This is a genomic window from Novosphingobium panipatense (assembly GCF_900182875.1).
Classification (GTDB): Bacteria; Pseudomonadota; Alphaproteobacteria; order Sphingomonadales; family Sphingomonadaceae; genus Novosphingobium; species Novosphingobium panipatense.
This window is the reverse complement of sequence record NZ_FXUI01000005.1, coordinates 201,314-215,759: the sequence shown is the minus strand read 5'-3', so window position 1 is coordinate 215,759 and position 14,446 is coordinate 201,314. Positions and strand designations below refer to the sequence as shown.

Genomic DNA, 14,446 nt, shown 5'->3' with positions numbered 1-14,446 from the left:
AATCACGTGAATCAGTCCATTGTCCTTGCGCCCCCGCCAGGGCAGATCGCACCAACGGCGGGGACGCGCGTTCCGCACACCACGGCTGACCGGGTCGATGCAGGTGCGCTCATCGCCTTCCTGCGGCGTCGCTGGCCTCTTATGCTGGCGCTGACGCTGGGCAGTCTCGCTGCGGGGTTTGTCATCTCTGCGCGCCAGACGCCCACCTATCTGTCGACTGCGGACGTCACCCTGGACCCGAAGGTCGCGCCTGTAGCCCCGCTCACCGACGAGGACCGCCTTGCGGCGCAGGGCGCCATGGGCGAAACGTGGATCGACACGCAGGTGGAGGAGATGGCGTCGAGCCGCAACGTGGCCGCTGTCGTAAAGCGCCTCGATCTGGCTCGCGACCCCCGCTTTCTGGTCGAGGGCGCTACGCAAAAGCAAGCACGAGACGCCGCGATCGCATACGTGGAAGGCGGAGTGACGACAGCGCGCACCGGCGCCACGTACACCCTGTCCATCAGCTTCGAGAGCGAGGACGCCCGGGAAGCCGCACGCGTCGCGAACGCCTTTGCAGAGCAGTACACGCAAGGGTCAGTCACGGAAAAGGAAGCCGCCGACGCGCGGTCGCTGAAGGAAATCGGCAGCCGCATGGAGCAGGCGCGGCGGCAGGCTTCGGACGATGCAGCCGCGCTTGCGCGCTATCGGCTGGCATATAACCTGCCCAGCACCAGCGACCGCTCGCTGACGGAGCAGGAAATCTCCGCTTACAACCAGGAAGTGACGTCAGCACGGGCGCAAGCGGCCGAAGACGCCGCCCGGCTCGCGATCGCACGCCAGCAACTCGGTTCCGGCTCGAGCGGCGAAGACGTGGGTGAAACGCTTGGATCTCCCGTTATCGGTTCGCTGCGCCAGCAACAGGCCCTGCACGCCGCCGAGATTGCATCGCTCTCCAGCAAGTACGGTCCCCGCCATCCCGACCTGCAGCGCGCCCGCAGTCAGCTTCAGGCCGTGGATGCGCAGATCCGCGACGAAATCGGCCGGGTTATCTCCAATCTCTCCGCCAGGGCCGCCGTATCGCAGCGCCGGGCGGAATCGCTCAGCGGTTCGCTTCAGGCGTCCGAAGGCGCGCTGCGCCGCGACAATATCGCCATGGTTGCCCTGCAGGATCTGGAGCAGCGCGCGCAGGCCTCGCGCCAGCTGTATGAAAGCTATCTCGGCCGTCACCGTGAACTGGCCGCCCGCTCCGGCATCCGCAGACCCGAAGCCCGCGTGCTTCACCCGGCGCAACCAAGCGACGTTCCTGCCCGGCCGAACATCTTGCTGAACCTGACCCTCGCGGGAGCGATCGGGGTCGGCCTTGGCCTCATCTGCGCCCTCTTCGCCGAGCTGCAATTCAGCGGCTTCTCCAGCGGGGAAGAGGTCGAGCAGCGTCTGGGCCTGAACTATCTCTGCTCGATTCCGGAACTTGCTTCGGTCACAAGCCGGAAGGCGCGGGGCAACCCGGTCGACGCCGTGATAGACCAGCCCCGGTCGGCTTTTGCGGAGGCCTTCCGCAATCTTCGCACCTCCATCGCCTTTTCGGTGGAAAGCCCGAAGATCATCGCCATCACCTCTGCTCTGCCGTCAGAGGGCAAGACGACAGTGGCCTTGTGTCTGGCGCGGTCCATGGCGGAGGCTTGCGACGCCATCCTGCTGATCGACTGCGATGTGCGCCGCCGGGGTGTCAGCCGCTGGATCGGCAGCCCACGCGCGGTCGGCCTGCTCGAGGTCCTTCGGGGGGAGGCCAGCCTTGAGGAGGCAGTCGTGACCGACCCGCGCACCGGCCTTGCGATCCTGCCGCTCAGCGCCGCGCAGGAGGATCACGCCTTGCTCACCGGGCCTGCGATGGACGCGCTGCTGGCCAGAGCCGCACCGGCCTTCGATGCGATCATCATGGACACGGCACCGGTGCTGCCCATGGCGGATGCAAGGCTGCTCCTGGGCAAGGCGGATGCCGCCGTCATTGCCACCCGCTGGCGCCATACGCCCGAAGCGGCCATCCGCTCGCTCCTGCGGCTTCTGCCCGGCGGCGCCGTCGGGCTGGCCGGGCTCATCCTCACGCGCGTGAACGTTCGCAAACAGGCTGCCTTCGGCCTTGACGAGAACGCCTTCTACAAGGCGTACAAGAGTTACTATGCTTAATCTTCGGCCCGTCGCCGAGGGTGAGGACGATGCGCTTCTCGGCCTTGTCCGGCAGAAGTTTCGCCGGGTGGCGATCGTCCACTACTGGCTCGTCACCATGCGCGGCGGCGAACGAGTCATCGAACGGCTTCTGAGCATGTTTCCTGAGGCTGACATCTTCACGCACGTCTATGATCCGAGCCGGGTTTCGCATGCGATCGCGAGCCGGAAGGTGACGACGAGCTTCATCCAGAAGCTTCCCGGCGCGCGACGGCACTACCAGAAATACCTCCCCCTCATGCCTCTGGCGCTCGAACAGATGGACCTGCGCGGCTACGATCTGGTCATCAGCAGCGAGAGTGGCCCTGCGAAGGGCGTCATCACGGATCCCGACGCCACGCACCTTTGTTACGTCCACTCGCCGATGCGCTACCTGTGGGATCACTACCATCAGTATCGGGACACTGCCGGCGCCCTCAACCGTGCGGTCATGCCCTACCTGTTTCACAAGCTGCGCACGTGGGACGTGGCATCGGCGTCACGCGTGGACCGCTACATCGCCAACTCGCACTTCATCCAGCGGCGTATCGCCCGCGCCTGGCGTGTCCCCTCCACCGTGGTGCATCCACCGGTCGACGTCAGCCTGTTTGATCGGTCGGAGACGGTGGAGGACAGCTATCTGTGGGTCGGCCAGCTCGTCCCGTACAAGCGGCCTGATCTTGCCGTGGAAGCCTTCAACCGGCTGGGCCTGCCCCTGACGGTCGTGGGAGACGGTCCCATGGCGGCCGGCCTCAGGCGCGCGGCGCGCCCCAACGTGACGATCGTCCCAAGGCTCGATTTCACCAGCCTGCGCAGAGTTTACGCGCGCTGCCGCGGCTTCCTGTTCACCGCCGAAGAGGACTTCGGCATCGCGCCTGTGGAGGTCATGGCTTCGGGGCGCCCGGTGATCGCCTATCGCAAGGGCGGGGCACTCGACACCGTCATCGACGGGCAGACCGGCATCTTCTTCGACGACCAGACCGTGGCGTCGCTCATGGACGCCGTGTCGCGGTTCGAGGACTGGCTTTCCGGTTTCGAGCCGGAACTGGCCATGCTTCAGGCGAGCCGTTTTGCCCCCTCGGTGTTCGACGCGGGCATACTGCGATCGTTGCTCTGACCGGAAGGCTGGCTTTATGGAACTCACCGCCGTTGGCGCCCTTCAGCTGCTACTGGCGCTTGCCCTCTTCGGCTTCGGATCCCTGACCCCGCTCTTCGCGCTCGTCGTAGCGTCGACCCTGCTGGGCGGATCGGCCGCCGTGTTCCTGCCTGCGCTCGGCGGCTCATCGGTGTCCCCTGCCCACTTCGCGCTGGGTCTCCTTCTGCTGCGTTGTGTGCTGCCGGGGGGCGTCGCACCGGGCGCCATGAGAGCGGCGGTCGAGGGCAACGCGTGGCTCGTCCTTTTCGTGGCCTATGGCATTCTTGCGGCACTGGTGTTGCCGCGCCTTTTCGAGGGCGCGCTGGACGTCACGCCGCTGCGGGGGCAGCTTCGCGAACGATACGGATCGGAGACAGCCCGCATCCTTGCTGCCGCGCCACTTCGATTCACGGCTCAGAACCTGACCACGGCCATCTACATGGCCGGGACGCTAGGCATGGCGCTTGCCGCTCATGCCGTCGTACGCATGCCGCGCGGAAGCGAGGCCCTCGTCAGGACGGGAGCAACGCTCGCCCTCGTCCACGGGATCACCGGTTTCGCCAGTGTCGCCTTGCGCGACACGCCCGTCGACACCGCTCTCGGCTTTTTCCGAAACGGCGCCTACGCCCAGCTTGATCACCGTTGGGAAGGTTTCGTGCGTATGAACGGGATCTGGCCCGAAGCCTCCTCCTTCGCCGCATTTGGCGTCGGCTGGTTCGTCTTCAACTTCGAATGCTGGTTGAGGCGGGTGGAGCCACATCTGACCGGGCCGGCTGCCCTTGTACTGGGGCTCGCCCTCCTCGCCAGCACATCGACCACGGCCTACGTCGGCCTCGCCCTGTCCGGGGGGGCGTTGCTCGTCCGCGCCGCGACCACCCCGGGCCTCATCGCCCCCGACCGACTGGCCTGGCTTTCGCTGGTCGCGATCGGCGCCGTCATCGCCGTCAGCGCGCTGCTGGTGCTCGACCCGCTCCTTGCCGCCGCGATGCGCAAACTGCTCGAGCACACGACAGTTGACAAGGCCGCCTCATTTTCCGGACGGCAGAGGCTGTTCTGGGCCCGGCAGGGCATAGACGCCTTCGTCATCTCCCACGGGTTGGGCATCGGGCCCGGATCGTTCCGCTCATCGAGCCTTGCCACTGCGATCCTGGGGTCGACCGGCGTGGTCGGCGCGGTCGCGTTCCTGGCGCACCTTCTCAGGACCCTCGGTCCTCTTGCACTCTCGACTTACCGCCCTGTCGGTGACCGGCAATGCGACATCGGCGCCTCGGCGGCATGGGCGGTGCTTGTCGGCGCCGGCGTAGCGTCTGTTTCGGCGCCGAGCTGCGATCCCGGGCTGACTTTCGCCATCCTTTCCGGCTCCGCCATCGCGCTACGCGGCCGGACGCGGCCCCTGACGAGCAGCAGCGCTGCACCTGCAGCACCCGCGCAGGCGCCCGCCTGACACTTGGGACACCCGCGTCAATCAGGATGCCTGGGTGCCGATGCTGAAGCCCCGTGCAAACTGCACCAGTTCCAGGCACCGCCTGCGGCCCATGAACGTGAGGAGCACCGCAGCATAAACCAGTGTGCCCTGCAGGATGAGAAACGCGATGGGTAAAAGGGACGCCACGCTGTCGAACGGGCCCTGCGGCATCGTGTCGGCCGTGGTCCATACCACAAGAGCCATGACCACTGCGGCGCCCACGGCAGGTGCCACGCCAACCGCCACGTCCCGCGCGCGGATGCCTGCACTCCGCTGCAGGAGGACCATCTGGAGAACCATGGTGAGGTAGGCCCTGGCGACGTAGGCCGCGGCGAACCAGACGATGCCGTAGGGCGCCGCCACCAGGCAGAACAGCAGTGTGACCATAACCTGTGTGGCCGCCAGTCGTGCGATGATGCCTGCCTTGCCGAGCACGGTCAGCGCAGGATCCGCGAAGAAGTTGAGCACCACAGGCAGCGCAAGAAGGCACAGGACGCGGGCCACAGGGACGCTCTGCTCCCAATGCTCCCCAAAAAGCAGCGGGATCAGGCGGTCCGCCATCACGCCCACCCCGGCCATGGCGGGCAAGGCGATCATCGCGGTCAGGGACACCAGCCGAACATAGCAGCGCCGGAAGGCAGGCATATCGTGCTGCAGCTTGGCGAGCGTGGGCACCGACACCGTCGAAACCGGTGTAATGGCGCCCTGCGCAATCACGTCCATGGCCTTCCAGGCAGTGCGATACACCCCGACCGTGCCGGGACCGAGAGTACGGGCGAGAATCACGTCCTGCATGCGATTGAGCGTCACGATCAGCACTTGCGAACTGGCCACGCTCACACCCAACCGCCATTGCTCCCGCAGCGTTCGCCATGAGAAGGCAAACCCCGGTCGCCAGCGAAAGGCGCGCCAGGCCACGAGCGTCCCGATGGTTTCGCTGGCGAAGCGCTGGAACACCAGCGCCCAGACACCCCAGCCGGCATCGGCCGCCCACAGCGCAAGGCAACCGCCCACGATTCCCGCGCCGAGCGAGCGGGCCGCAAGCGCCCGATGGCCGAATGCGCGCAAGGTGCGGCTCATATGGGACGCGCCGGCCGCCGAAATGGGCACCACGAAGCCCATCGCCGCGATGACCGGCGCAGCCTCGGCGCTTCCCATGGCGCGCGCCAGTGGATGCTGCAGCACAAGGCAGGCAAGTGCCACGACAACGCCCATGCCCAGATTGGCCCAGAACACCGTGTCCACCAGCTGCGGCGTCAGCGCGGGTGCCCGGTAAAGGCTGCTGACAAGACCACCCTGCGCGACGATCTTGCCGACTTCCGCCACGGCGAGGCCAACTATGAAGATGCCCAGGGTTGCCGGATCGAGGGTCCGCGCCAGAGCCGCGAATACAAGGAAGCCAAACAACTGGTCGCCGGCTATGCGCGCGATGCTCCACCCGACGGCACGAGCCGCGCGCCGTCGCAGTGCCCCGTCGCGATTGTCCTCATGCTTTATGCTCATCACCCCTTGCGTAGAATCCCCTAAGATGCGAGGCAATAGAACATGCAAATACCCGAGGAAGAGATCACGTGAATGCGGGATTAAAATCCGTTAACGACTTGATCACGAGACTCGAAGCTCACCTGCTTGACGTACTTTCTCCCCATTCTACGTCATCGTTTGCTCTTATCGACTTCCCGAACCATGCCAATGTCGGGGATTCGGCGATATGGATCGGCGAACTTCAGCTTCTGCGCCGGCTTACCGGTGCGAACCCGGATTACGTCTGCGCGTTCCACAACTTCGATGAACAGGAACTGCGCGCCGCCGTCGTCCCGGAAGGGACGATCTTCCTCCACGGCGGCGGCAACTTCGGCGACATATGGAACCATCACCAGACGTTTCGGGAGGACGTGATCCAGCGGCTGCGGGACCGGAAGATCGTCCAGCTGCCCCAGTCCATCCACTACACCGACGCAGCGCGCATCGCGCAGACCGCTCGCGCCATCGCAGGTCACCCGGACTTCACTCTTCTGGTGCGGGACGAACCATCCCTGAAGCTGGCGCAGCGCCACTTCGACTGCGCGGTGCACCTGTGCCCCGACAGCGCCTTTGCTCTTGGCCGGCGGCGCCCTCCCCCTCCGGCAATGGACGTGCTCGCCATGCTGCGCACAGACCGGGAGCGCGCGACATCGGCCCCATGGCGCCCGATGGGACTGGCTGTCGAAGACTGGCTCCTGGAGGACACGGGGGCGGTTCGCCGGGCAAAGGCGGCAGGTGCGCTCCAGGCGTGGGTTCGCCTTTCCCCGGCGAATGCCCGCGCCCGCTCCTACGAGGCCGCCGCGCGGCATCGCGTGGAGCGAGGGTTCCGCCAGCTCGGCCGCGCCCGTGCGATCGTGACGGACAGGCTGCATGTCCATATCCTTTCGCTGCTGCTGGGCCTGCCTCACGCCGTGCTCGACAATCAGTACGGGAAGATCGGACGCTTCATGGAAGCCTTCACCGGAGAAACGCCACTGGTCATCCGTGCAGCGGACATCGAGATGGCGGCGGACTGGGCACGAAGGGCGGCACGCGCGCGGCAGGCGGCCTGAAGCTCTATCCTGCCTGCACAGCGCCTTTTGCTCGCATGGCGATGTCCTTCAGCACCCTGTCTACGGTCACATGGACGTGCGGTTCCAGTTGGAGAGCGATGCTCCACGCGACCAGCAACGAAACAAGGCACGCCAGAACCGATGCGGCCAGGACGCCAAGAGCTGAGAACGCAGCGAGGGCTGCACCGCCCGTATGGATATGCGTGAGGTAAAGGGGGTACGTCGTCATTCCCGCCATGCGCAATCCCTTCGCATGGCGCGCAACCCTGAGCTCAATCGCAGACCGCCATCGAAACGATGCTCCCACGGCTGCCGCAAGGATGAACCACACAGCATAAGGCACCAGCCACTGCGCTGACAGTTCGGCCCGGCTACCCATTTCCCAGCCCGCGGTCGTGCGGACCTGAACGGCAGCGGCACCCGCACAGACCAGGGCGAGCAGGCCGTGCCGGTGCGCGAGGGTGCCCGTGCCCAGCTGCGCGCAGAGCATTCCCAGCGCGAAATACACGCCATGGCTCACAAGCAGCAGTTCGGCCAACCTCCCGCCGGGCTGCAGCCCGCCGAAAGCCGCGCCAAACCAGTATCCGGCGCTCGCAAGCCCAAGCCCCCATGGCAGGGTCCGCAGCCCCCGCTCCGGCATGCCGGATGCAAGGATTGCGCAGACCGCCGCGTAGAACGCCAGTTCGATGGAAATGGTCCAGAACTGGCCCATGATCCACGGCCCGACCGGTGCGAAGGCCACCGTTTTCAGGCCCAGCATCAGGGCTGCGGCGGGCGGGGTACGAAACAGGAGCACCGCCAGCGGCAATGCGAGCGGCGTGGCGATGAGGATTGCAGGAAGAAGACGGGCGAGACGGCGCCTGGCAAAGGATCCGGGGCGCGCCCCCTCGGCCGAGTAAGCAATCACCGCGCCCGACACCACGAAGAACACCTGCACACCGATCCAGCCGCACCACGTGAGGCCGTAGCCGGGCGGATGCGTGACAGGCGCATCGATCACGTGGCGCAGGCTGCTGCCCGGGAGCGCCCAGGCCTTGAAGCCGAGATGGTAGATGACGACCAGCATCGCAGCGATGAGCCGCACGACGTCCAGACCGTGAACCGGTCTCCGCCGGGCGGGACAGGAAATATGCGCGGTGCTCATGACCGGACTTTGGAGGCATTCGGCGCGTGGCCAAGTTAACTCGCGGTCACGGCCTGAAGGATCGTGCGGGCCTGCGCCCGCCATGAATAGCTTTCCGCTTGCCGGAACCCCTCGCTCCGCAAGGCCGCGCCAAGCTCCGGTTCGTTGAAAACCCGCCGCACGCAGCTCAGGATATCCGCGCTGTCCAGCGGATCGCAGTAGAGCGCCGCGCGGCCGCACCGCTCCGTCATCGATGGAATGGCCGACGCCACGACGGGGCACCCCAGGCTCATGGCTTCGATGGGCGGCAAGGGCGAAGCTTCGTACAGGGAGGGAAACAGCAGGCACCCGGCGCGCCGGTAGTAGTCGGCAAGGGTGTCCAGAGATGGCACCTGGCCCACGAACTCCAGCATATGCGCCACGTCCGGCGCCACGCTCGACCGCACGGGCGCGAGGATGGAACTGCCGGCTCCGACAAGGACGGTGCGTATGCCGTCTTCCCGCGCCAATGTCTCGGCCACTTCAATGACGCGCTCCACGTTCTTGCGCCGGGACAGCGAGCCTACGTAAAGCACCATCCGCTCGCGCGCGGCGGGACTGGCGCGCTCCACCCGGTCGTTGCTCCAGCCACCGTTCTGCGCCGCCACGAACCGTCGCTGCGGTCGCAGCCGCTGCAACCGTTCGGCTTCGGTCGTGGAGACCGTGACGATCTGCTCAGCCCCGCGAAGAAGGAGCGGGAGGAGAGCACTGTGCACCATTCTGTAGCGCCGCGAATAGGCTTGCGGCTGCGACAGGTAGGACACGTCGTGAACCATGACCGACACGCCTCCACCGCCGAGCACCGACGCGACAGGCGCCGTGTTCCCCAGACAGAGGAGCCGCCTGCCGCTGACCATGCGCGGCAGGACGAACTGTTCCCACGCGTGACCCGCCGCACCGCCCCGACGCTCAACCGCGATGTACTTCAGAGAAAGGCCATCGAGGTCCGCCCCCGGCTCACAGGCGAGGGCAAGTGGCACACCGATCTCGCCGGCTCCGGCCAGCCGGTCCATTTCCGCCACGAGTTCGCGCGCGACCCGCTGCACCCCGGTCACCGGCTGCATCAGGAAACGCCCGTTGATCAGGATCGCGCGCGCACTCTGCGACATCGTTGCCCCCCACTCTTGTCGCAGCCTCATTGCCGCGCCGCCTGCGATGCAGGAAGCGCCTGCATGCCTGTCGCCCGTTAAAACCCTGCAAGTTCGACGATGCAGCGTCGAATTCGAAGGCCGCCGCCTTTAGGCTGCGCCGGGTGTTGCGGGGATGGCGATGCTGCCGATTTACATCAACGGGAAGTTCTACTCCGGCGGCCTGAACGGCGTACACCGCGTGGCGGACCGGCTCGTTCGGGAGCTCGACAGGCAGCTGGAGGGTGCGGGCGGCCCCAGCGTGACACTGCTCCTGCCAACCCGGCATTCCGGCACGTGGCGACCGGCCTTGCGCACCATCGCCATCCGAGACTGCGACGAGGCGCCCTCGCAGGTCTGGGAGCAGCGCCGCCTCCCCTTCTTGGCGGCCGACGGTGTGCTGGTAAACCTGGCCAATCTTGCCCCGCTGCGGCACCGGCGCAAACTGACCCTGATCCACGACGCGCAATTCCTCTTCCCAGACAGCTCCTATCCGCTGCGCCAGAGGCTTGGATATCGTCTGCTCGCACCGCGCATCGCGCGATCGAGCCAGGCCGTTCTCACGGTTTCCAACTACTCGCGCCGCATGCTCGACGTGATGGGGGTCTCTGCCGGGGCGCGTACCGGCGTCCTGTACAATGGTGCCGACCACATCCTCGATGTGGAACCGGACGTGCAGGTGCTTGCCGACCTGGGACTGGCGCCGCGCAGCTTCGCCCTGATGATCGGCAGTGGAAAGGCTTACAAGAACAACGCCGTCGTCCTTGCCGCCTTTGGGCGTCATGCACCGCCCGGAGTGCCTCTGGTCGTCGTCGGACCGGGCCGTGCGGAGCTGGAAGCGGCCGGCCTGTCCGTTCCGCCGGGAGTCATCTTCGCCGGCACGTGCGACGATCGCCGGCTACGGGCGCTTTACTCTGCGGCACGGTGTGTGTTGTGCCCGTCGCGGACGGAGGGTTTCGGTCTCCCGCCGCTGGAGGCGATGCTTTGCGGGACACCCGTGATCGTGGCGCCCGCAGGGGCCTTGCCGGAGATCTGCCGGGACGCGGCGGTCTATGCCGATGTCGACGATCCCTCCTCCTGGCGTGACGCGATCGCCGCCCTCGATCCTGCCGCCGCGCTGTTCGCGCAAAAAGTCCTCAGCGGCATGGACCGGGCGCGGCGGTTCACCTGGAGAAGAGCCGGCGAGCAGCTGCGCGACACCCTGCTGACGATGAGCGACGCCGCGCTGCGGGATGCGGCATGACCCGCCGTCCCCCGCGCGTCTCGGTCCTCCTGCCTTGCTACAACGGGGCGGCCTACCTGGAGGAGGCCGTCCGGTCGATCCTCCTCCAGACCTTCGCGGACTTCGAGTTGATCGTGGTCGACGATGGCAGCACCGACGCCACGGCGGACATCCTGGCCAGGATGGGTCGACGCGATCCGCGCCTGCGGGTGGTGCGGCAGCCCAACGGCGGGATTGTCGCGGCTCTCAACACCGCCATCGCCCATGCCCGGGGAGAGTACATCGCGCGCATGGACGCCGATGATGTCTCTTTCCCGGAGCGGTTCGCCTTCCAGGTCGCCTGGCTTGACGCCCATCCCGCAACCGTCCTCGTTGGCGGCTACGCCGTGGGAGACCCCCGACCGACGCCTGCCAGTGTCCGCACGACCGGGGGGCGCCACGCGCGCACCGATCTGGTGGTTTTCCCCCCACGCGTCGCCGTCTCGATGCACCCCCTCATCATGATGCGTGCCACCACGCTCAAGGCCATAGGAGGCTACCGTGAAGGGTATCGGCACGCGGAAGACTACGATCTCTTCATCCGCGCCGGCACGCTCGGCCGGATCGACAACCCACCAGTCGATGTCCTGTTCTATCGGCGACACGAGGGGGCGGTCTCGATCGCCAACGTGGAAGAGCAGGAGCGGTCGGCGGTTCGCGCCGAAGTCGACGCGATCGGGCGGGCGGGCCTCACATCCCCGCCACTGCCCCTGATCGAGGCCTACACACTCCTGCGCATCTTCCGCCGCTATCGCGCGGTTTCGCGGGAACGCGCTCGCGCCCTGCGCCCCCGCATCGTGGCCAGCCTTTTCCGGGTAGGGCCCCGAGCAGTGGCGGCAAGGCGGTTTCGCCGCCTGCCCCTGGTGATGGCCGCTGCCCTGCTTCGCTCCTTCAAGGCTGCCCGAGGGGCAGTTCCTCAGGCAGCCTGCACGGCCAGAGTGGCGGCGACCCAGTTTCCGCCGGCAGATGCTGTGAACGGCCCGGGATCCTGCGCGCCGTAGCCCACCGTCCAGGCGGTCGCGTTGGTGGACTGGCCGCTGGTGCTGGAAGCCCGGGCCGTGAACCCGGCGAAACCCGCAGGCCCGGAACTGACCGCCGCCGTACCGTCCAGCGCCAGCGCCGCGATGTAGAGGCCCGCCCCGGTCCAGGCCGGCGTCACGACCGGCGGATCGGCCGCAACCGCGTTGCCTCGCGCATAGGCGGAAACCTCAACCGAGCCACTTGCGCCCCGCACCCGCAGTACCCGCGCCACCGCCTGTTGCGGCGCCGAAAGCCCGAGGTTCAGCACCTTGCCGCCTTCGGTCCCGTCCGCCGTTCGCGTGAAGATAGCCAGCAGATGCTGGTTTGCGTTCGCTGCGTAGGCGGCCCGCTGGACCCAGCCACCCGCCGTGGCGTCGTCCCAGGCGATCGCGACCGTGCCGTCGACGCTCAGCACCGCAACGAGCACATCGCCCGCCATGACCTCCGCGGGCAGGTTCACCGCGAGGGTCGATGCATCGCTGGTGCTCCAGCTCTCGATCTGGTCGGCCACCGTGATCGCAGCGGCGGCCGCCATCGCCAGTGTGACAGAGGTCTCCGCAGTCGCGCCCGTGCTATCCGTAACCCGCAGGAGCACGCCGGACACGGTGCCCGCCTGCGTGGGTGTTCCCGAGATCACGCCCGTCGCCGGGTCAAGGACAAGACCGGAGGGCAGCGGCGCCGACCCCGGAGCCAGGGCGAAGGTGAAGGGCGCCTGTCCCTTGATCACCGCAGGGCGTTGACCGGCGTAAGGCAGGCCCTGCTGCGCCGGTGCGGCGATGTACCGGAGCCCGAAGGGGATCGCCGCATACGTGGCGAGGAGATGGGCGGCTCGGACCCCGGCATGGACTTCGTTGGGATGCACCCCGTCGGATGAGTTGGCCGTGAGCGCCATACCCCGCCCCGCCGCCGTTTCCGCGTCCGACAGGACGAAGTCAGGGTCGCTGGCCACCCGGTCCACCGCATCGAAGCAGGGAAGCCCATCGTCAGCCTGCGGATCGGAACGCAGCCACGCGTTCCAGGCATTGCGCGCCTTCTCCTGCGCCGCTGTAAACGACGCGTCGGCGTAGGCTTCCTGCCAGATCACGATATCGAAACCATAAGCCCGCAGCCGTGCCGCCATGTGACGCGCCTGCCGCTTCATCGTCTCCACCGTCGAATCGGCGGTCGCGTCGTCGACGACGGAGGTCTTGATGTCGTTGTGAGCGTAATTGGCGAAGAACACATTGGGCACGCCCGGTACGACGTAAGCGGCGGAAGGCCTGTCGAAGTCATTGTAATGCTGCTCCAGGCGATGGCCGGCGATGCCGATATTGCGGAACAGGACACCGGGCGCAGAGCGGTGGTGCATGGCCGCCGTGATGGTGCGGTTGTTCGCGCCGCCGGTCCCGAAGACGATGCTGTCACCGGCGCCGAGGAACGACAGCGTGGCAGCCTCGCTCGCGCCGAAGATGGCCTTGAGGGCTTGCCTGATCCGGACCACCTCCCCCTCCGCGGGTGCCGAGGAATAGAGGACGAAGGCGCGCCAGTCCGTCCTGCCGCCGTACTCGATCGCTTCGCCGACCTCGCCGCCGCCGTCCAGCCTCGCCGCGCTGGCCGGCGGATAAAGCACCTGCTGCTCGTCGCGATGCACCGTCTGCCCCGCAGCCGTGGAGACCAGCCCCAGCACGGACATGTTCGCCACGCCCAGAGCCTGCGCATTGGTCGTCGCGGCCGAAATCGAAACGCCCGAGATCATCGGCTGCATGGCCAGATTGCCGGCGATGCGGGCGCTGGTGAGGCCGTATTCCGTTGCTCCGGCGCCGAAGGCCCAGTAACCGCAGGTGGCGGCCTGTCCGGGCGTGCGCGCCACCATGAACACGGCGCAGTCATCCCGCTCCATGGTGAGGGACGGCGGGATCATCATGGGGCAATCGGTGTCGTAGTTGGTGATCGTCGGCCCGCCCTCTCCCAGCCAGAGCTGCGGCTGCGAGGACGCCTGCGGCTGCGTGAGATGCCGCCCGCTCCCGGTCTGGTCGTAGATCACGACGAGGCGCAGGGATGACACTCCTTGGAATCCGGCCGCCGCATCGGTGTCCAGCGCCTGACCTGCAAAGCCGATGTCGGCCTCCGCTCCATCGGACACTCGCCGCACCCGCACGGCCGGCCCCGCGTAATCGGCCACCATCCTCCCCAGCCCGTAAGCCGCGGCAAGGTTCGAGGCGGCTGGCAGCCAGGTTCCGGATGGCTGCGCCCGCGCGGCCTTGAGCGTCAGGGTGTACTCGGCCGCCCGCTCCGCCGCGCCGGCACCGGCAACCTCCCGAATTCGCGCAATCTGGGTTTCGCCGGGGAAGAGCGGTATCTGCGCTGCGAGACGCTCACCCGACAGGGAGAGGTTTGGATGGCTGCCGGTTTGCAGCGCCAGTGTCGAACCGGCGCCGAGCAGGCGTTGAAGGGTCAGAAGAGCACCGCTGCCAGTGACGATGCGCGTGATGTTGGCGATCCCGTTGCCACGGCCGCCGGACACGAGGCGCGCCATG

Annotated in this window: 10 protein-coding genes; 6 read left to right on the top strand and 4 right to left on the bottom strand. The window is 67.2% G+C overall.

The features are described from left to right. Nucleotides 1-6: 6 nt before the first annotated feature. The 3 genes from QOL62_RS10495 to QOL62_RS10485 are packed head-to-tail and all read left to right on the top strand — an operon-like array spanning nt 7 to nt 4,763. Complete coding sequence (locus tag QOL62_RS10495; RefSeq protein WP_283406189.1) at nt 7-2,166, top strand: GumC family protein; 2,160 nt, start codon at nt 7-9, stop codon at nt 2,164-2,166. After that, a complete protein-coding gene (locus QOL62_RS10490; RefSeq protein WP_103728104.1) occupies nt 2,159-3,301 on the top strand; it encodes a glycosyltransferase in 1,143 nt (380 codons plus the stop codon). The genes QOL62_RS10495 and QOL62_RS10490 overlap by 8 nt, the downstream gene beginning before the upstream one ends. Nucleotides 3,302-3,317: 16 nt before the next feature. Continuing rightward, nucleotides 3,318-4,763 (top strand): hypothetical protein, encoded by a 1,446-nt coding sequence (locus tag QOL62_RS10485; protein WP_283406188.1) that lies wholly within the window; start codon nt 3,318-3,320, stop codon nt 4,761-4,763. 21 nt (nt 4,764-4,784) lie between these two features. Here QOL62_RS10485 and QOL62_RS10480 read toward each other — a convergent pair whose 3' ends face one another. Then, entirely contained in the window at nt 4,785-6,287 is a 1,503-nt protein-coding gene (locus QOL62_RS10480) for a lipopolysaccharide biosynthesis protein (protein ID WP_283406187.1), read from the bottom strand. A 98-nt stretch (nt 6,288-6,385) separates the two neighbouring features. Here QOL62_RS10480 and QOL62_RS10475 point away from each other — a divergent pair, with 98 nt between their 5' ends. Beyond that, nucleotides 6,386-7,360 (top strand): polysaccharide pyruvyl transferase family protein, encoded by a 975-nt coding sequence (locus tag QOL62_RS10475; RefSeq protein ID WP_283406186.1) that lies wholly within the window; start codon nt 6,386-6,388, stop codon nt 7,358-7,360. A 4-nt stretch (nt 7,361-7,364) separates the two neighbouring features. Here the strand turns inward: QOL62_RS10475 and QOL62_RS10470 are convergent, their stop codons facing one another. After that, on the bottom strand, nt 7,365-8,504 hold the full coding sequence (locus QOL62_RS10470; RefSeq protein ID WP_283406185.1) for an acyltransferase family protein: 1,140 nt from the start codon (nt 8,502-8,504) through the stop codon (nt 7,365-7,367). A gap of 35 nt (nt 8,505-8,539) precedes the next feature. Next, a complete protein-coding gene (locus QOL62_RS10465) occupies nt 8,540-9,631 on the bottom strand; it encodes a glycosyltransferase family 4 protein (protein WP_283406184.1) in 1,092 nt (363 codons plus the stop codon). Nucleotides 9,632-9,791: 160 nt separating this feature from the next. On the opposite strand from QOL62_RS10465, the gene QOL62_RS10460 reads away from it, so the two are divergent. Continuing rightward, nucleotides 9,792-10,892, top strand: coding sequence for a glycosyltransferase family 4 protein (locus QOL62_RS10460; protein ID WP_283406183.1), 1,101 nt, complete (start codon nt 9,792-9,794; stop codon nt 10,890-10,892). After that, nucleotides 10,889-11,911, top strand: a complete 1,023-nt coding sequence (locus QOL62_RS10455) for a glycosyltransferase family 2 protein (protein ID WP_283406182.1) — start codon at nt 10,889-10,891, stop codon at nt 11,909-11,911. The genes QOL62_RS10460 and QOL62_RS10455 overlap by 4 nt, the downstream gene beginning before the upstream one ends. On the opposite strand, the gene QOL62_RS10450 is transcribed toward QOL62_RS10455, so the two are convergent. Then, nucleotides 11,827-14,445 carry a putative Ig domain-containing protein gene (locus QOL62_RS10450; protein WP_283406181.1) on the bottom strand — a complete coding sequence of 873 codons (2,619 nt, stop codon included), beginning with the start codon at nt 14,443-14,445 and terminating at the stop codon, nt 11,827-11,829. The two genes, QOL62_RS10455 and QOL62_RS10450, sit on opposite strands and share 85 nt — an antisense overlap. Nucleotide 14,446: the final 1 nt, after the last annotated feature.

Bases quoted from the DNA above. Each gene is read 5' to 3' on its own strand.
- QOL62_RS10485 (WP_283406188.1), top strand. From the start codon at position 3,318: ATGGAACTCACCGCCGTTGGCGCCCTTCAGCTGCTACTGGCGCTTGCC.
- QOL62_RS10465 (WP_283406184.1), bottom strand. From the start codon at position 9,631: ATGTCGCAGAGTGCGCGCGCGATCCTGATCAACGGGCGTTTCCTGATG.
- QOL62_RS10455 (WP_283406182.1), top strand. From the start codon at position 10,889: ATGACCCGCCGTCCCCCGCGCGTCTCGGTCCTCCTGCCTTGCTACAAC.
- QOL62_RS10490 (WP_103728104.1), top strand. From the start codon at position 2,159: ATGCTTAATCTTCGGCCCGTCGCCGAGGGTGAGGACGATGCGCTTCTC.
- QOL62_RS10480 (WP_283406187.1), bottom strand. From the start codon at position 6,287: ATGAGCATAAAGCATGAGGACAATCGCGACGGGGCACTGCGACGGCGC.
- QOL62_RS10460 (WP_283406183.1), top strand. From the start codon at position 9,792: ATGCTGCCGATTTACATCAACGGGAAGTTCTACTCCGGCGGCCTGAAC.
- QOL62_RS10450 (WP_283406181.1), bottom strand. From the start codon at position 14,445: ATGGCGCGCCTCGTGTCCGGCGGCCGTGGCAACGGGATCGCCAACATC.
- QOL62_RS10470 (WP_283406185.1), bottom strand. From the start codon at position 8,504: ATGAGCACCGCGCATATTTCCTGTCCCGCCCGGCGGAGACCGGTTCAC.